The sequence below is a fragment of the Paraburkholderia phenazinium genome, assembly GCF_900142845.1.
Classification (GTDB): Bacteria; Pseudomonadota; Gammaproteobacteria; order Burkholderiales; family Burkholderiaceae; genus Paraburkholderia; species Paraburkholderia phenazinium_A.
Window position 1 is genome coordinate 1,388,572 of the sequence record NZ_FSRU01000002.1, and the last position, 17,750, is coordinate 1,406,321.

Genomic DNA, 17,750 nt, shown 5'->3' on the forward strand with positions numbered 1-17,750 from the left:
TAGCCGGGTCCCGAGCTCTGGTGGTACACGAGTGCGCGGACGCGCGGCATGCGTCCTCGCCTCACGATCTGGCGGCGCCGCTTCGCAATGAAGCGGCGCAGGCCGCAAGGCTGACCGACCGGACGGCCCAGCAGGCTCAGGCTTGCCGGGCCGTTTTTTTGGCGCGGCGATGCGCCACCCAGTCGCCCGAGCGGATCTCCGGCAAGCCCTTCACCGCATGTTTCGTCACCGGATAGAAGCGGCACGCCAGCGCGGCGCCGTCGACTTCCACCGTGACCTCACGGGCCACGAACAGCCCCTCGACACCCGGATAGATTTCCTCGATTTCATCGAGCACCGCAATCAGATCCGGGTCGATTTCGTAGACGTCGCCGCACACCGGCGGCCCCGCCTCGTCGAGCACCAGGCCCGGATACGCGCCGAAATCGAACAGATACCCGCGCACGGTGGCCGTGCCTAGCAGGGTCGGCTCGGCGATGTCGTGGCGCGCGGCGGCCTGGCTGATGTCGTTGATCTCGCCGGCCCGCAGGGTGCCGTACACGAAAACCTTCTGCATCGGATGGGGTCCTCTCTATTGCGTGGGCGTGGCTGGCACGACCCGGTGGGTGTCGGTCGAGCCGGGCGAAGCGCGCGGCGGCGCTCATGGGTCTCGTTTGGCGACGATTCCAGATTCCGGTCGGAGGCATTATGCCCTCCGCGATCGAGGCAAGCGATCTGCAAAAAAACCCGCTGCGGCCAGACCCGGCACAACACCCTACAATGGGAACCACCTCACCGTTCAAGGTTCCGTCAGGTGTCCATGTCATGAACCGGTCCGCCGCTGCCGCCCCTTTCACCCGAGTCGAGTTCTCCGACCTCCCGCCGGCCTTCGCACCCACCCGTACGCATCCAATCCGCGTGCGCTCGCGGCCCATGCCCGCCGGCGTGCGCATCGCCCGTCACACCCACGCGTGGGCTCAGGTCGCGTACGCGTCGCGCGGCGTGCTGCGCATCGGCACGCTCGGCACTACCTGGATGGTGCCGCCGTCGCGGGCCATCTGGGTGCCGCCGCATGTGACGCATGAAGTGGTGATCGTCGAGGATGCCTTTCTGCGCACGCTGTATATCGACGAAAACGCCGTGCCGCCCGGACTCGATACATGCCGCGTCGTCGAAGTGTCGAACCTGTTGCGCGAGGTGATCGCGGCGCTCGATATGCCGGGCCTCTCCGACACCCGCGAACAGGTGCTCGGCGCCCTCGCACTCGACGAGCTGACCCGCTCGCAGCCGTTGCCTTTATCCGTGCCCATGCCCAACGAAAAGCGCCTGCGCGCGCTGTGCGAAGCGGTGATTGCCGATCCCGCCAATTCCGATTCGCTCGAGCAGTGGGCCGCGAGTGTCGGCGCCAGTACCCGCACGATTGCGCGCCTGTTTCGTCAGGAACTCGGCGTCAGTTTTTCGCAATGGCGCCAGCAGGCGCTGCTTGCCCGCGCGATTCCGCTACTCAGCCAGGGGCGGCCGCTCGCCCACGTGGCGCTGGAGTTGGGCTATCAGAGCCAGAGCGCTTTTTCGGCCATGTTCCGGCGCGCGTTCGGCAGGAGTCCGCGGGCGTTTATCGAACGCGGCTCGGAGCGTCATATGGCTGAGGGGGATGCGGAAAGCGCGGCTCAGAGCGGGCTGGACGTGCCGGACGGCGCGCAGTTGGCGGATGCGCCGGAGTTCGATCGCTGAGCCCGAACGATGCAGCGGCGCGGCGGCATTGCGGCGTTGCGTGGTGTCATGTCGCTGCGCGGCTCACCCCCGCGCGCTAAACGCGGCGCGACAAATGCCGGATCGCCCCGAGTTGCGCGAGGCGCGGACCGGCGAGCTTGTAGCCCTTGCGCAGATACAGCCGCGCGGCGGGATTGTCGACGAACACCCGCAGTTGCAGTTCGCGCAGGCCCCGCTCGCGCGCCCAATGATGCGACATGTCGAGCAGATAGGTGCCGGCGCCGCGCCGCCGATAACCGTCGGCGATCTGCACGTCGCGAATGTGCAGCGAATCGCCCTCTTCGGTGAGGCGCAACACGCCGGCCGGCGTGCCGTCGATTTCGAGGATGTAGTTCTCCGACTCGCGCCAGCTACCGAGAAACAGATCGCTGCGCCAGACGAGATGATGCCGCCGATAGTAACCCTCCATGTTGTTGCGGGTCAGCGCTTCGGCAAAAGCGAAGTCGTCCATGCTGGCTTTGCGCAACTGGAACGGCGACGGAACATCGGTAGGGACGAACATGACGCGGCGGGCAAATGGTGGTCCGCACAACGTTAAAACAGGCCGCGCGCGCTGGCAATGGCTGTTTGTCCCGAGATGGGCGATGAAGCGCGAAACGGGGCAAAAAACCCTCGCGCGCCGCGAGGTGGTGGCCCGCCTACGGGGCCACGGGATGTGTTCCAGCAGAAGATAACGTTCTCCTTACAGGTGGCCCGTGGGCTCCAAGGCTCTCACACACCCAGCCCGTGCCGCTCAACATTCGCCTGTTCAACGCCGGTTAGACCCCGACACCACATCGATCCACACCGCCAGCACGAGGATGCTGCCTTTGACGATCATCTGCCAGTACGCGTCCACGTCGAGCATCGACATGCCGTTGTCGAGGCTCGCCATCACCAGTGCGCCGATCAACGCCCCATACACCGTGCCCGAGCCGCCGCGCATCGAGGTGCCGCCGATAAAGCACGCCGCGATCGCATCGAGTTCGCCCATCGATCCTGCCGAGGGCGAACCCGCTGCCAGCCGCGCCGTGTTGACGATGCCGCCGAACGCGCACATCAGCCCCATCAGCGCGAAAATCGCCAGCTTCACGCGGTTCGTATTCACACCCGACAGACGCGTCGCCTCGAGGTTCGAGCCGACCGCATAGATGCGCCGGCCGAACACGGTCTGCGTAGCGATCCACGTGAAGATGCCAAGCAGCGCGAGCAGCAACAGCACCGGCACCGGAATGCCGCCGTAACGGTCGAGCGTCGCGACGAAGCCGAACAGGATCACGCCCGCGCCGATAATCTTCGCCACGTCCTGCCAGACCGGCACCACCGCCAGTTGATAGCGCTGCCGGTTGCGGCGCTGCCGCACCGTGAGCAGCGCCAGCAGCACGAACAGCACCACGGCGAGCGTATCGCCGGCGAAGCGCGGCAAATAGCCCTGGCCGACGAACACGAAACTATCGGACACCGGTGCGATAGTCGAGCCGCCGGTCACGCCGAGCAGAATGCCCCGATAAGCCAGCATGCCGCCGAGCCCAACGATGAACGACGGCACCCGCCGGTAAGTCGACCACCAGCCGTTGAAGAGGCCCACCAGCACGCCGAGTACCATCACCACCGGCACGGTGACGCCGATCGGCCAATGACGGTTGACGTCGAGAATCGCCGCCACGCCGCCGAGCAGCCCGAGCAGCGACCCCACCGACAGATCGATCTCGCCCGCGATGATGACGAACACCATCCCGCAGGCGAGCATGCCGGTGATCGACATCTGCCGCAGCAGGTTCGACAGATTGCGCGGCGTGATGAACGCCCCGCTGGTGAGAAACGAGAAGAAGATCCAGATAGCCGCGACCGCAATCAGCAGCGCGAGAATCTTGTAGCGCGCGAACAGTTGCTGCAGCCGCTGCGCACCGCCGAACGAGCCGTGCGGCACGGCATCCTTGGCGTTTTGGGAAGTGACGTCGGGAGTCATGCTGCGCTCGCTCCGGTTGGGTTCGTGGATCGCTGCGCGGGGCGGATGGCGGCCGTCAGGATGTCCTCCTGGGTGAGGCCGTCGTTGATGAAGTCGCCGCGCAATTCGCCTTCGCCGATCACCAGCACGCGATCGCTGATGCCGAGCACCTCGGGCATTTCGGACGACACCATCACGATCGACATGCCGCGCTGCGCGAGCTGAACGATCAGTTTGTAGATTTCGTATTTGGCGCCGACATCGACGCCGCGCGTGGGTTCATCGAGAATCAGCACCTTCGGGTCGGTCAACAGCATGCGCGTCAGCACGGCCTTCTGCTGATTACCGCCCGAGAGACTCGCAATCGACAGCATCGGATGCGCCGCGCGCACCGAAAGCCGCTTCATCTCCGTGTGAATCGTATCGAGCTCGGCCGCGGAATCGATGCGCGCGCCTTTGGCAAAGCGCTGCAGCACCGACAACGTGATGTTATGGCCGACGCTCAGATGCGGCACGATGCCGTGGCGCTTGCGATCCTCCGGCACCATGCCGATGCCGGCGCGAATCGCATCGGCCGGCTCGCGGATCTTCAGCGGCTTACCCTCGAGCCATACCGTCGCTTCGCTCACCCCCGGATAGGCGCCGAAAATCGCCTGCATCAACTCCGTGCGCCCCGCGCCCACCAGACCGGCGACGCCGAGGATCTCGCCGCGCCGCAAGCTGAACGACACGTCGTCGACGCGCTTGCGGCGCGGATTGGTGACGTCGAAACAGGTGACGTGGCGCGCCTCGAAGATCACGTCGCCCAGCGGCCGCGGCTCGCGCGGAAACAGGTTGGTGATCTCGCGGCCCACCATCAACGAGATGATGCGGTCGGTGGTCAGCGCGCGCATCGGCTCGGTCGCCACATGCCGGCCGTCGCGAATCACGGTGATCGTGTCGCAAACCGCTTCGACTTCGTCGAGCTTGTGCGAGATATACACGCACGCCACGCCGCGCCGCTTCAGATCGCGCACGATATTGAGCAGAATCTGCGTCTCCGAACTCGTGAGCGACGACGACGGTTCATCGAGAATCAGCAGCCTCGCGCGCTTGTTCAACGCCTTGGCGATCTCGATCAGCTGTTGATGGCCGCCGCCGTAATTCATCACCGGCTGCGCCACATTGATGCCTTCGATACCCAGTTCGCGCAGCAGTTCGTCGGCGCGCTGGAACATCGCGGCGTAGTTCATGCGGCCGCCGGACAGCGTGATTTCGTTGCCGAGAAAGATGTTCTCGGCCACCGACAGCTCCGGCACGAGCATCAGTTCCTGGTGGATGATCACGATCCCGGCGCGCTCGGTGTCGCGCACGTTCGCCGCCTTCAGGGGCGCGCCTTCCCACAGGATGTCGCCGTCCCACGTGCCATACGGATAGACCCCGGACAGCACTTTCATCAGCGTCGATTTGCCGGCGCCGTTCTCGCCGCACAAACCCACGCATTCGCCGGGCGACACCGCGAGATCGATGCCGTCGAGGGCCTTCACGCCGGAAAACGCCTTGACGATGTTGTGCATCGCCAGTAAAGGTTGCGTCATTCGCTTTTGCCTCGCTGCAAGAAACACGGCGGCGCGGCGGCGCGCAACACGCCGCCCGCCACCGCGTGGAACTTCCGCTTATTGGCTCGCGAGCTGGGCCTGGGTGTAGAACCCGTCCTTCACCACGATATCCACGTTGCTCCTGGTCAGCAGCGTCGGCTGCAACAGCACGGTGTCGACCTTCTTCTTGCCGTTGTCGTATTGCGCGTTAAAGGAAGGCTTCTCGCCCTTCGCCAGTTGCACGGCGAGCTTCGCCGCTTCGCCCGCAATCAGCTTGAGCGGCTTGTAGACCGTCATGGTCTGCGTGCCGTCGATCACCCGCTTGACGGCGGCAAGGTCGGCATCCTGACCGGAGATCGGTACCTTGCCCGCCATATGCTGCGCCGCCAGCGCCTGAATCGCGCCGCCCGCCGTACCGTCGTTCGACGCCACCACCGCATCGATCTTGTTGTTGTTCGCGGTCAACGCATCTTCCATGATGCGCAGCGCCGTCGATGCGCTCCACTCCGGCACCCACTGCTGACCGACCACCTTGATGTCGCCCTTGTCGATGGCCGGCTGCAGCACCTTCAACTGGCCTTCGCGCAGCATCTTCGCGTTGTTGTCGGTCGGCGCGCCGCCGAGCAGGAAGTAGTTGCCCTTCGGTTGCGCGTTGTAGACGCCTTGGGCCTGCAATTCACCGACCTTCTCGTTGTCGAACGAGATGTAGGCGTCGATATCGGCATCGAGAATCAGGCGGTCATACGACACGACCTTGATGCCCGCCTTGTGCGCTTCGGCCACGACATTGCCGAGCGTCTTCGAATTGAACGGCACGATCACGATCACATCGACGCCGCGCGAAATCAGGTTTTCGATCTGCGAGATCTGCCGCTCTTCACTGGCATCGGCCGATTGCACGGACACCTTGGCGCCGAGTTTTTCCGCTGCGGCCACAAAATAGTCGCGATCGCGCGACCAGCGTTCGACGCGCAGGTCGTCGATACAGAAACCGATTTCCGGATGATCCTTGCTCGCGTGCGCCAGCGGCGCGGCGAGCGACAGGCTGGCGAGCACCGCTCCACACACGAGCGAACTCAGAACGGAACGACGCGTTGCGAATTTCATGTCTCACTCCTTTTCTCTTATAGCCGGCAATACCGGATTAGCGGCCGTTCGCGGCGAACCGCGCGGCCGGATTCACGACGACGATGGACTACCCCTGTTGCGGCACAGCCAGGACGGCCGTGCGATGCCAATTTCTCTGCATTCCTATGCAGTTGCTTCACTGCTTCAGCACGATCACCACGTACTTTCCATGCGCTGGTGGAGCACGTTGCGCCGTTGTCTTAACGCTAGGCGTGCCCGGCAAACACCGGCTCAAGCGCTCGATACAGCGCCTGGAAGGTCGGACGCCGCTCATTGCTGTACCAGGCGTGCCGCACTCTGTCCGGCTCGCGCACGGCGAGAATCTCCGGCGTCGGACAGATGGCGTCGAGCGGCGCATCCGGTTCCAGCGCAAGATGCGCGAGGCGCGCCGCGCCCAACGCCGGTCCGACTTCGCCGCCGGCCCGCAAGGTCAACGGACGCCCGGCGATATCCGCCAGCATTTGTGTCCAGTAAGCGCTGCGCGAGCCGCCGCCGATCACGGAAATCTCATCGGGCACAAGCCCGGCTGCATGCAGCGCATCCATGCCGTCGAGCAGGCAGAAGCCCACGCCTTCGAGCGTCGCGTTGGCGAGATCGGCACGGCCGGTTTGCGGCGTCAGGCCGTAAAACACGCCCTTCGCATTAACGTTGTTGTGCGGCGTGCGCTCGCCCGACAGGTACGGCAGGAACCATGGCCGACGATCGCGCGCCTCGGCTTGTGCATCGGCGAGCAGCGCGGCGACGTCCGCGTAGCCGGTCAACTGTGCCGTGAAATCGAGGCAACCCGCCGCGTTGAGCATCACCGACATCAGATGCCACGTCTGCGGCAAGGCATGGCAAAAGCTGTGCACCGCCGAAGCGGGGTTCGCGAGGAAGCCGTCCGACACCGCGAAGTACACGCCCGAGGTGCCGAGCGACAGCATCGCCTGTTTCGGCTTGACGATGCCCACACCCACGGCACCCGCCGCGTTATCGCCGCCGCCTGCCACCACCGGGATCTCGCGCAGGCCCCACTCGCGGGCCAGTTCGGGTTTGAGCGTGCCCGTTACGCGATTGCCTTCGAACACCGCCGGCATCTGCTCGCGCGACAGCCCGCAGGCCGACAGCAAGGTCGCGCTGTAGTCGCGCTGCGCGACGTCGAGCCAGAGCGTGCCGGCCGCGTCCGAGGGATCGGTGGCGAAATCGCCGGTCAGCAGATAGCGCAGATAGTCCTTCGGCAACAGCACGTGAGCGATGCGCGCAAAGATCTCCGGTTCATGCTTGCGCACCCACAGCAGCTTGGGCGCCGTAAATCCCGGCATGGCCATGTTGCCCGCGATCTCGCGCAGTTGCGGCACAGCCGTTTCCAGTTCGCGGCATTCGATGTCCGAGCGTCCGTCGTTCCAGAGAATCGCCGGACGCAAGACCTCGCCTTGCGCGTCGAGCAGCGTCGCACCATGCATCTGGCCCGTCAGGCCCAGCGCTTCGATCTGCGTCGCGCCGATGCCTGCCGCGCGTGCTTCGTCCAGCAGATCGGCAAGCGCCGCCCGGGTTGCCAGCCACCAGTCGTGCGGCGCCTGCTCGGACCAGCGCGGCTGCGGCCGGCTGACCGAGAGCGCGTGCGTGGCCGTGCCGCGCACGCGACCATCCCGGTCGAGTAACACGGCCTTCACGCCCGACGTGCCGAGGTCGATACCGATGAACATGTCTCCATCCTCGTTTTGCGCAAGTGTGCGCTTCGCCCGCCCGGATGCAATTGCGAAACTGGCGAGTCGTACTAATGTTTTTCAGCTCTTTTTTTCGACGCTTGCCGTCATGACCGCGATGGCGCCGCTATCGACGCCATCGCGGCATTCGCCGCCACCATTACGGCTCAGCGCAGACCGTAGATCGCCTGATTCACCACGCTTTCCAGCCGTTCCTGCTGGCCGCTGACATGCTGCGGATTCAGGCCGCGGTCGAGTGCGTCGCCGGCGAGCGTCGACAGCGAATAGCCACCGGAGAGAATCTTGCGGCCGAATTCCGTCTCCCAGCCGGCGTAACGCTGACGCTTGAACTGTTCGAGCCGGTCGTTTTCGACCAGCACGGCGGCGCGCTCCACCGCCAGCGCGAGGTTATCGATCGCGCCGATGTGGCCGTAGAACAGATCTTCCGCATCGACGCTCTGGCGCCGCACCTTCGAGTCGAAGTTCATGCCGCCCGTCGTAAAGCCGCCATGCTTGAGGATTTCATAGAAGGCGAGCGTCAGTTCCTCGACGCTATTCGGAAACTGGTCGGTATCCCAGCCGTTTTGCGGATCGCCGCGATTCGCGTCGACGCTGCCGAAGATGCCGAGCGCAAACGCCGTAGCAATCTCGTGATGGAACGAGTGCCCCGCCAGCGTCGCGTGATTGGCTTCGATGTTGACGCGGATGTCGTTCTGCAAGCCGTATTGGGTAAGGAAACCGTGGACGGCGGCGACGTCGTAATCGTATTGGTGCTTGGTCGGCTCCTGCGGCTTCGGCTCGATCAGCAGCGTGCCCTTGAAGCCGATCTTGTGCGAATGCTCGACCACCATGCTGAGAAAGCGCGCGAACTGTTCGCGTTCGCGCACGAGGTCGGTGTTGAGCAGCGTGTCGTAGCCTTCGCGACCGCCCCACAGCACATAGTTGTCGCCGCCCAGCCGGTGCGTCGCATCGAGCGCGTGGCGTACCTGGGTGGCGGCAAAGGCGAACACTTCAGGGTCCGGACTGGTCGCCGCGCCGCCCGCGTAACGCGGGTGCGAGAACAGGTTGGCCGTGCCCCACAACAGCTTGACGCCGGTGTCCTGCTGCTTGCGCGCCAGATAATCGCTGATGCGCGCGAAGTTCTCGCTGTAGGCCTTCAGGCTGTCGCCTTCGGGGGCGACGTCGGTGTCGTGGAACGTATAGTAAGGGGTGCCTAGCTTCGAGAAAAATTCGAACGCCGCGTCGGCTTTCTGGTGCGCCCGTTCCATCGCGTCACCCGGTTGCTGCCACGGGCGGTGGAAGGTGCCCTGTCCGAAGATGTCGATGCCAGGCCAGACGAAGGTGTGCCAGTAGCACACGGCAATGCGCAGATGCTCTTCGAGCGTCTTGCCGAGTACGCGCTTCGTACGGTCGTAGTGGTGGAAGGCCAACGGATTGTCCGATTGCGGACCTTCATAGCCAATCTTTGGGATGTGTTCGAAGTAGGACATCTGCGTCTCCGTTTTATGTTGCAATGCAACCCGTGCAGCGTCGTGCAGCATGGCCGCGCCGGGTTCGACAAGGTGACGCCATGCTGCCAGCGCGTGGCCTATGCCCGCAATTGCGAAATTGCACAGCCCAACTAATGTTTCTCACCGCTTGCGCCGTTCTTGCAAGCGCGCGGCGCAATCCCAGCCTAAAATAACCGGACGCTTAAAAAACCGGTGCGACGTTGCTGGCCGCGCCCTATATGGAGACAATGGTCCGCCGCCCCACCAGGCCGCGCGCCATCCAACGCAATGACCCGACCCCAGAGTCCGCAGACGCCGCATCGCATCGCGCTGCTGTTCAACGCGAACAAGGTGTATGACCGCGAGATCATCACCGGCATCGGTAATTACCTGCTCTCGACCCGCGTCGCGTGGGATCTGTTTCTCGAAGAGGATTTTCGTTGCCGGCTGACGGGCATCGAGCGTTTCGACGGCGACGGCATCATCGCGGACTTCGACGACCCCGCGGTCAGCGAAGCCTTGCGCGGTTGTCCGCTGCCGGTGGTGGCGGTGGGTTCGTCGTACGAGGACGAGACGCACTACCCGCCCGATCTGCCGTATATCGCCACGGATAACGCCAAGCTCGTCTCGCTCGCCTATACCCATCTGATTGGCGCCGGTCTGCCGCATTTCGCGCTGTACAGCCTGCCGCAGGCGCCGGAGAACCGCTGGGCCCAGCAACGCGAGCTGGCCTTCGCCGGCCTGCGCGCCGCCGAGGGCCGCAGCGCCGAGGACATCGACACCGAGATCTACCGCGGTCTCTCGACCAGCGCACCGGCCTGGAATCAGGCCACCGAGCAACTCACCGGCTGGCTCGAAAAGCTGCCCAAACCGGTCGGCATCATTGCGGTCACCGATGCCCGCGCGCGGCACCTGCTGCAAGCCTGCCTGATCGCCGGCATCGCGGTGCCCGAGCAGGTCTCCATCATCGGTATCGACAACGATCCGTTGACGCGCACGCTCACCCGCATTCCGATCTCATCGGTGATTCAGGGCACCGAGGAAATGGGCCGCACCGCCGCGCACCTGCTGCATCAGATGCTGCACGGCGCGCGTTTTCCAGGCCGGCGCATTCGCGTGCCGCCGGTCGGCATCAACGTGCTCGAATCGACCCGGCATCAGCCGCTCGCCAGCCCCTATGTGATGCGCGCGCGGCACTTCATCCGCCAGTACGCCTGCCAGGGCATCCGCACCGAACAGGTGGCCGATTACGTCGGCGTGTCGCGCTCGTCGCTGGAAGAATATTTTCGGCGCGAATTGCAATGTACAGTGCATCAGGAGATCCTGCGTCACAAGCTCGATGCGGCCAAAGCGCTGCTCGCGAAACGCGATGCATCGAGTGCGGAGGTCGCCATCCGTTGCGGCTTCACGTCCTTGCAGTACATGTATGCGGTGTTTCGCCGTGAACTCGGCTGCACGCCGCGCGAATATCAGGAACGCACGAAGTCCACGGCCGCACCCGGCCAGGCATGACCGGGCACGGCACAATCCGGCGTATCCCCGGTGCGCTTTGGGAATCCTTTACTCTCCTGCCGATATGATCAGTCACGCGCAATTTTCTTCCGAGCCCTGGGGCGTCGCACCCGGTGGCGACCCGGTCCAGCTTTTCACGTTGCGCAACGCGCATGGCATGAAGGTCGGCATCAGCGATCTGGGCGCCACGCTGGTGTCGTGGCATGCGCCGGATCGCGCCGGCCGGCTCGGCGACATCCTGCTCGGCCACGACACGCCGGCCGACTACCTCGCCGCGACCACCTACATGGGCGGCCTGATCGGGCGCTGGGCCAACCGCATTGCCGGCGCGCGCTTCACGCTCGACGGCATCGAGTACACGCTCGATCGCAACGAGGGCAACAATCTGCTGCACGGCGGCAGCATCGGCTTCAACCGCCTGCAGTGGGACGCCGCGGAGGACAACGGCGCACTCGTGATGCGGCTGGAATCGCCCGAAGGCGACGCGGGCTTTCCCGGCCACGTGTCCGTGCAGGTGCGCTACACGCTCGACGACGACGGCACCTTGACGATCGCCTATGAGGCCATCACCGACGCGCCGACGCCGCTCAACCTCACGAGTCATCCGTACTTCAACCTGAGCGGACAGGCGGCGAGCGATGTGCGCGGACACGTGGTCTCCATCGACGCGGAGTCGTTCTTCGAAGTCGACGCGGGCATGATTCCCTGCCGGCGCGCGGAGGTCGCGGGCAACGCGTTCGATTTCCGCCAGAGCGCCCCGCTCGGCGCGCGGCTCGACTGGCCGAATGCGCAGCTCGCACTCGCGCAAGGATTCGATCATTGCTATGTGCTGCCCGAGGCGGCGGATGCGGCGGCGGGCGCGCGGCCGGTACGCGAAGTGGCGCGCGTCTACGAACCCGGCAGCGGCCGCGAGCTGAGCGTGCTGACCGATCAATGGGGCCTGCAGTTCTACACGGGCAATCATCTGGAAGGCGAGAAGGGTCGCGGTGGGCTCACGTATGCGAAATACGCCGGGCTGTGCCTCGAGGCAGGCGGCTTTCCCGACCAGATCAATATGGCCGATCACACGCAAGTGGTGCTTCGACCCGGTGAAGAATACAGGCAGGTCACGCAGTATCGCGTCGGGGTAAGAACCGGTGTCTGAGTTCGATCACACGCTTAACGTTTGTCAAGTCTGTCAAAGGAGACATCTCGTCAGCGGCACCTGATTTCAGGCGTAAATCGGCGTGATAGAGTCCTGCGGTGCCGCTCACGAGGCGGCAACCGATCAACGGCCTAACTCACCCTGCCGCGTAAGCCAAAGGAGAAACAAAATTAACAAGACCCTAACCGCCATTGTTGCCGCGACGCTTTCGTTGTCCTCGATCCACGCATTCGCCGGCAACGTCGGGAATGCCGATACCGCCTTGCAATCCGCCAACACCGTGAACGTCACCGGCGCGTCGAATTCGAACAACGGCGGCGCCAGGAAGGACCGTGAGACCCTGGCGATTGCCGTGGTCGATAGCAACGGCCCGGTCGCCGATGCGAAATGCGTATTGACTAACTCCAAGGGCGACTGGTCGCTCACGGCGCCCGATAGCGTCGAAGTGCGCCGCTCGGACTCGGACCTGCAGATCAAATGCGAGAAGGCCGGCTATGACCCGGTGACGACGACGATCAAGGCGTCGAAGACCGAAATTCCGCGTCCGCAATTCCACTTTGCCGCAGGCGGCAGCGATGACGACGATCAGGACGCCATGATCACGGTGCCGCAATATGCGCCGTCCATCACGGTGACCTTCGGCAGCAAGCAAGCCAACGCCAATTAAGTCGTGATTCGCCGGGCATAAGTCTCAGCGGAAGGCGGCCTGGATCGCGTGCGCCAGCGCGCGAATCTGCCGGTCGTCGGTGTTGTCACAACACGGAAAGACAGTTGTGCGAATAATGCAGGCGCGGTTGCGCGCGTCGGGCGGCAGATCGTGCCGGCCCGCCGAGGCAGCCAGCCGTGCGCCTTCTTCCCAACCTTCCGGCCGAGAACACCGATATGTCGAACGAGAACACGCCCGCGTCCGCCTCCGATTCTGCCTCCGCATCTGCGTCCCCTTCCCGCCCCACCGATGTCCTCGCCGCCGTCTCGCGCCGCGGCTTTCTGAAGCTCGCCGGCGTGTCCGGACTGGCCACCGCCGCCGGCAGCCTCGCGGCCGTGAGCAAGGCGGCCACCACCAGCCCCGACGGCACGCCCGAACAGATCCATCTGACATGGGGCGGCGATCCCACCGCCGAGGTGGTGATCTCGTGGGCATCGCTCGCAACCGCCGTCAATCCGCGCGTGCAGTTCAGCACCACGGGCGAACAGCAGCACACGGTGCATGGCGTGCAACGCATCTATACCGACGGCATCAACGGCGCCACGTTGTTCACCTATCACGCGCGCCTGCGCGGCCTGAAGCCGGCGAACACGTATCAGTACACCGTCACGGCCGACAACGACAGCAACGCCGCCCAGCCCTTCAGCTCGAGCTTCCAGACCGCGCCGCGCGGCCGCGCGCCGTTTCGCTGGACCACCTACGGCGATCTGGCCACGCCGAATACCGAGTGGGTACTCTCGTATCCGCAAAGCCGTTTTGCCGTGCAGGCGGTCGAGCGCTTCGAGCCGTTGTTTCATTTGCTGAACGGCGACCTCTGCTACGCGAACCTGAACCCGACGCATCAGCCGGATGTATGGCGCGACTTCGGCAACAACGTGCAGAACTCGGCGGCCAATCGTCCGTGGATGCCGTGTCCCGGCAACCACGAAATCGAATTCAACAACGGGCCGCAAGGTCTCGCGTCCTATCTGACGCGCTACACGCTGCCGGAGAACGGCACGCACTTCTCCGGGCTCTGGTATAGCTTCCGCGTGAGCTCGGTGCTGTTCATTTCGCTCGATGCCGACGACGTGGTCTACCAGGATGCGGCGGCTTTCGTGGCCGGCCCGAGCCCACTGGTCCCGGCGAACAGCACCGGCAATCCGCCGATCGAGCCGGGTACCTCGTTCTATGTGCGCGGCTACAGCGCAGGCCTGCAGACCCGCTGGCTCGAACAGACGCTGCGCCATGCCGCCGACGACCGTGAGATCGACTGGATCGTGGTGCAGATGCACCAGGACGCGCTGACCTCGTCGAAGACCGGCAACGGCTCGGACAAGGGGATTCGCGAGGCGTGGTTGCCGCTCTTCGACCGCTACGGCGTCGACCTCGTGGTGTGCGGGCACGACCACGACTACGAGCGCAGCCATCCGGTGCGCGGCTGCAATCATCATGCGGGCGTGGATGCCGCCACCGGCGCCGTCGTGGATACGCTGCAACCGCGCCCCGTGCTCCCCACCGATCCGGACAGCACCACCTTCGACACCAGCCACGGCACCATCCATCTGATCCTCGGCGGCGGCGGCACGAGCGCACCGCTCGACGTCTACGGCGAAGATCAGAGCACCGGCTTGCCGCAGGCGAAGGTGTTCACCAGACCGAATCGGCCGGTGCCCGGCACGGCGGCGAACACCTTCGTGCGCAATCCTGCCGACGCGCTCGAAGATGCGATCTGGTCGGCGAAGCGCGATACCGGCACCGGCTACGGCATCGCGGTGTTCGATCACGATCCGGGCGAGCATGGCGGCACCACCACCATCACGATGAACTACTATCACGCGCCGGGCGCGGATCAGACGCCCACGTCCAACTACGAGCTGTTCGAAACCATCGTGTTGAGCAAGAAGCGCCGGAGTTAGGCACGTCGCTACGCCGCGCATTCGTTATGCGCCGGCGCAGTTGATGGATGACGGGCGCGCCTGGCCGGAAATCACGGCCGGGCGCCTTGATGAGCGCAAGCTCCAGACTACCCGCGTGATCAGAAGAAATAAGCGATCAGCAGTCCTTCGGTTATCACGCCCAGAATCGTACTGATCAGGATCGTCGCGGTCGCATCGGCCGTGTACGTTTTCGTCTTGAGCGCGAACATCGCCGCCGCGGTCGCCGTCGGCACGGCGCCGGTAATCACGGCCTGGTGCGCGGGCGCCCCCACCACCCCGAACAGAACGGCGCCCAGCGCCATGATCGCCGGCTGCAGGAAGTTCTTGATGGCCAGGTTGGTCAGCACGTTGCTGTTGATCATGAAGCGCTCGCCGTAGAGCATCAGTCCGAGCGCGAACAGCGAAGTGCCGCCCGCGGCTTTGGCGATCAGATCCACGGAGGTGAGCACCGGCTCGGGCAGCGTGACGTGGGCGAAGCTCAGCACCATGCCGGAGATCGGCAGCCAGACGATCGGATTGATCACCGCGCGTGCGACGCTCTGCCCGAAGATGCGCAGGATGTCAGGCCGATCGCTTCCCGGCTGGTCCGTGCCGCCGAGATTGGTCAGCACAATGGTCAGCGGCAACATGAAGATGCTGGTGATGAGATTGCCGACCAGCACCGCCAGAAACCCTTCCGGTCCGAACACCGAGGCGAGGATGGGGGCGCCGAAGTACGCCATATCGGGAAAAGCACACACCAGTGCCTGCATGGTGGCCGTGCGCAGGTCGTGCCGGAATACGAAGCGGCCTACGATAAGCGCAAGCACGTAAGTGCCCATCAGCCCGAGCGTCAGGCACAGCGCGAAACCCACATTGTGCAGCTTGTCCGGCGAGGTCTTGACCGCGCCTTCGAACAGCGCGAAGGGCAGCGCAAAACGGATCACCAGGGTCGCCAGCACGCCGGCATCGTCGTGCTTCAGCAGGCCGATGCGCCCCGAGAGCCAGCCAAGGATGATGACAAACGCGACCGGCAGCAGCCCGTTCAGGATGGTGTTGAGCACAGGAAATCTCCCGTTTTTTTATCGGTCAGCGTGGTGGGCCCGGCTCACGGGCCCACCCGGTCGGTCGGTTTGAACAGCCCGCTTCGGCGGTGCTGCGTCGGTCTGCTTCGTCAATCTGTCTGGCCGGCTTATGAGGTGCTGGCCTCGACCCGTTCGTAGGGTACGTAGTGCGGCGTCCACACCTTGCTGCGAATCAGGCCTTCGATCTGGTCGGTGTCGATCCCCTGGGTCAGACCTTCCTTGTGTGCCTGCAGCGCCACCGCGAGAGCGACCGTGATCGACACCTCGCGCAGGGCCGTGACCGGCGGCAGCAGGTTGCGCGTCACGTCGCCGCGCGCCGGCGACGCCGCGGCAAGCGCTTTCGCGGCCGCCATGAACATCGTGTCGGTCACGCGGGACGCCTTGACCGCGATCGCACCGAGACCCACGCCCGGGAAGATGTAGGAGTTGTTGGTCTGATCGACCTTGAACTTCGCGCCGTTGCGCTCGAGCGCTGGAAACGGACTGCCTGTGCCGATCACCGCCCTGCCCTCGCTCCATGCTTCCAGGTCCGTAGGCGTAGCTTCCGCGCGCGAGGTCGGATTGGAGAGCGGGAAGATCACGGGACGCTTGTTATGCTCGGCCATCGCGCGCACCACCGGTTCGGAGAAAGCACCGGCCTGCCCCGACACGCCGATCAGCACCGTGGGCTTCGCATTGCGGACCACGTCGAGCAGCGCGACCCGGTCCGGATGATCGAGCGTCCAGCCGGCGATCGCCGCCTTGTCCTGCAGGAACGGCTGCTGAAACGACGCGATGCCGTCCATGCCGTCCACCAGCAGCCCGTCGCGATCGACCATGAAAAAGCGTTTGCCCGCCTCGCTATCCGCCAGGCCCGCGTCGGTCATCGCCTTGCGGATCAGGCTCGCGATGCCGCAACCGGCCGAGCCCGCGCCCATCACGGCAATGCGCTGCTCCGTGAGCGGCACGCCCGTCACGTTGATGGCCGACAACAGCGTGCCGGTCGCCACCGCAGCCGTGCCTTGCACGTCGTCGTTGAAGGTACAGAGACGGTCGCGATACCGTTCGAGCATGCGCGTCGCATTGTTCTTGGCGAAGTCCTCCCACTGCAGCAGCACGTGCGGCCAACGCTTCGCGACGGCGCTCACGAAGGCTTCGATGAAGTCGTCGTATTCCTCGCCGCGCACGCGCTCATGACGCCAGCCGATGTACAGCGGATCGCTCAGGCAATCGGGATTGTCGGTACCGACATCGAGCATGATGGGCAGCGTCGTCGCCGGATGCAGGCCGCCACAGCCTGTGTAGAGCGCCAGCTTGCCGATCGGGATGCCCATGCCGCCGGCACCTTGATCGCCCAGCCCGAGGATGCGCTCGCCGTCCGTCACGACGATGGCCTCGACCTTGTCGAAGCGCGGGTGCGCCAGGATCGACTCGATGCGGTTCTTGTGCGGCAGGCTCAGAAACAGGCCGCGCGGCTTGCGGAACAGACGGCTGAACTGCTGGCAGCCGGCGCCGACCGTCGGCGTGTAGACAACCGGCAGCAGCTCTTCGAGATTCTGCACCAGCAAGGCGAAAAACAGCGTCTCGTTGGTGTCCTGCAGATCGCGCAGAAAGGCGTAGCGCTCGATGTCGGTTGCGAAGCTGCGCAGCACCTGAAGACGGCGCGACACCTGTTCCTCGAGGGTGCCGATGTTAGGCGGCAAGAGCCCATGCAGATCGAACGCGTCGCGCTCCGACTCGGCGAACGCGGTTCCCTTGTTCAGCAGCGGGTCGGCGAGCAGTTCATAACCGGACCGCGACGTTTCGATGCACGTCGTGGTCGCCTCGGTCGTCGATACCTGGGACATGGGGACTCTCCTCAAAAGCGAAT

At 64.8% G+C, this 17,750-nt stretch carries 14 protein-coding genes; 5 read left to right on the forward strand and 9 right to left on the reverse strand.

Features of this window, described 5'->3' with window-relative positions; genetic code table 11:
- Window positions 1-136: 136 nt before the first annotated feature.
- A complete protein-coding gene (locus BUS12_RS23250) occupies window positions 137-556 on the reverse strand; it encodes a gamma-glutamylcyclotransferase family protein (RefSeq protein ID WP_074299694.1) in 420 nt (139 codons plus the stop codon).
- Window positions 557-804: 248 nt separating this feature from the next.
- Between BUS12_RS23250 and BUS12_RS23255 the strand changes: the two genes are divergently transcribed.
- Window positions 805-1,710 carry an AraC family transcriptional regulator gene (locus tag BUS12_RS23255; RefSeq protein WP_074299696.1) on the forward strand — a complete coding sequence of 302 codons (906 nt, stop codon included), beginning with the start codon at window positions 805-807 and terminating at the stop codon, window positions 1,708-1,710.
- A gap of 76 nt (window positions 1,711-1,786) precedes the next feature.
- Here BUS12_RS23255 and BUS12_RS23260 read toward each other — a convergent pair whose 3' ends face one another.
- The 6 genes from BUS12_RS23260 to xylA all read right to left on the reverse strand — a co-directional run bounded on the left by BUS12_RS23260 (window position 1,787) and on the right by xylA (window position 9,556).
- Window positions 1,787-2,251, reverse strand: a complete 465-nt coding sequence (locus BUS12_RS23260; protein ID WP_074299698.1) for a GNAT family N-acetyltransferase — start codon at window positions 2,249-2,251, stop codon at window positions 1,787-1,789.
- 246 nt (window positions 2,252-2,497) lie between these two features.
- Window positions 2,498-3,697 carry a sugar ABC transporter permease gene (locus BUS12_RS23265; protein ID WP_074299700.1) on the reverse strand — a complete coding sequence of 400 codons (1,200 nt, stop codon included), beginning with the start codon at window positions 3,695-3,697 and terminating at the stop codon, window positions 2,498-2,500.
- On the reverse strand, window positions 3,694-5,253 hold the full coding sequence (xylG, locus tag BUS12_RS23270) for a D-xylose ABC transporter ATP-binding protein (RefSeq protein WP_074299703.1): 1,560 nt from the start codon (window positions 5,251-5,253) through the stop codon (window positions 3,694-3,696). The genes BUS12_RS23265 and xylG overlap by 4 nt, the downstream gene beginning before the upstream one ends.
- Before the next feature lie 78 nt (window positions 5,254-5,331).
- Window positions 5,332-6,360 (reverse strand): D-xylose ABC transporter substrate-binding protein, encoded by a 1,029-nt coding sequence (gene xylF, locus BUS12_RS23275; RefSeq protein WP_074299705.1) that lies wholly within the window; start codon window positions 6,358-6,360, stop codon window positions 5,332-5,334.
- 227 nt (window positions 6,361-6,587) lie between these two features.
- Entirely contained in the window at window positions 6,588-8,066 is a 1,479-nt protein-coding gene (gene xylB / locus BUS12_RS23280; RefSeq protein ID WP_074299707.1) for a xylulokinase, read from the reverse strand.
- A 167-nt stretch (window positions 8,067-8,233) separates the two neighbouring features.
- Complete coding sequence (xylA, locus tag BUS12_RS23285; protein ID WP_074301660.1) at window positions 8,234-9,556, reverse strand: xylose isomerase; 1,323 nt, start codon at window positions 9,554-9,556, stop codon at window positions 8,234-8,236.
- 288 nt (window positions 9,557-9,844) lie between these two features.
- Here xylA and BUS12_RS23290 point away from each other — a divergent pair, with 288 nt between their 5' ends.
- From BUS12_RS23290 to BUS12_RS23305, 4 genes are all read left to right on the forward strand, one after another.
- The gene (locus BUS12_RS23290) at window positions 9,845-11,068 is read left to right on the forward strand and encodes a XylR family transcriptional regulator (RefSeq protein WP_074299709.1); all 1,224 of its coding nucleotides are present in this window, start codon (window positions 9,845-9,847) and stop codon (window positions 11,066-11,068) included.
- Between the two features lie 64 nt (window positions 11,069-11,132).
- Window positions 11,133-12,212 (forward strand): aldose epimerase family protein, encoded by a 1,080-nt coding sequence (locus tag BUS12_RS23295; RefSeq protein WP_074299711.1) that lies wholly within the window; start codon window positions 11,133-11,135, stop codon window positions 12,210-12,212.
- Between the two features lie 211 nt (window positions 12,213-12,423).
- Window positions 12,424-12,879, forward strand: a complete 456-nt coding sequence (locus BUS12_RS23300; RefSeq protein ID WP_074299714.1) for a hypothetical protein — start codon at window positions 12,424-12,426, stop codon at window positions 12,877-12,879.
- A gap of 215 nt (window positions 12,880-13,094) precedes the next feature.
- The gene (locus tag BUS12_RS23305; RefSeq protein ID WP_074301661.1) at window positions 13,095-14,816 is read left to right on the forward strand and encodes a fibronectin type III domain-containing protein; all 1,722 of its coding nucleotides are present in this window, start codon (window positions 13,095-13,097) and stop codon (window positions 14,814-14,816) included.
- Window positions 14,817-14,935: 119 nt separating this feature from the next.
- Here BUS12_RS23305 and BUS12_RS23310 read toward each other — a convergent pair whose 3' ends face one another.
- Together BUS12_RS23310 and BUS12_RS23315 are read right to left on the reverse strand one after the other, a co-directional pair.
- Window positions 14,936-15,880: an AEC family transporter gene (locus BUS12_RS23310; RefSeq protein WP_074299716.1), complete on the reverse strand. Its 945-nt coding sequence runs from the start codon at window positions 15,878-15,880 to the stop codon at window positions 14,936-14,938.
- A 128-nt stretch (window positions 15,881-16,008) separates the two neighbouring features.
- A complete protein-coding gene (locus BUS12_RS23315; RefSeq protein WP_074299718.1) occupies window positions 16,009-17,727 on the reverse strand; it encodes an NAD-dependent malic enzyme in 1,719 nt (572 codons plus the stop codon).
- Window positions 17,728-17,750 lie beyond the last annotated feature (23 nt).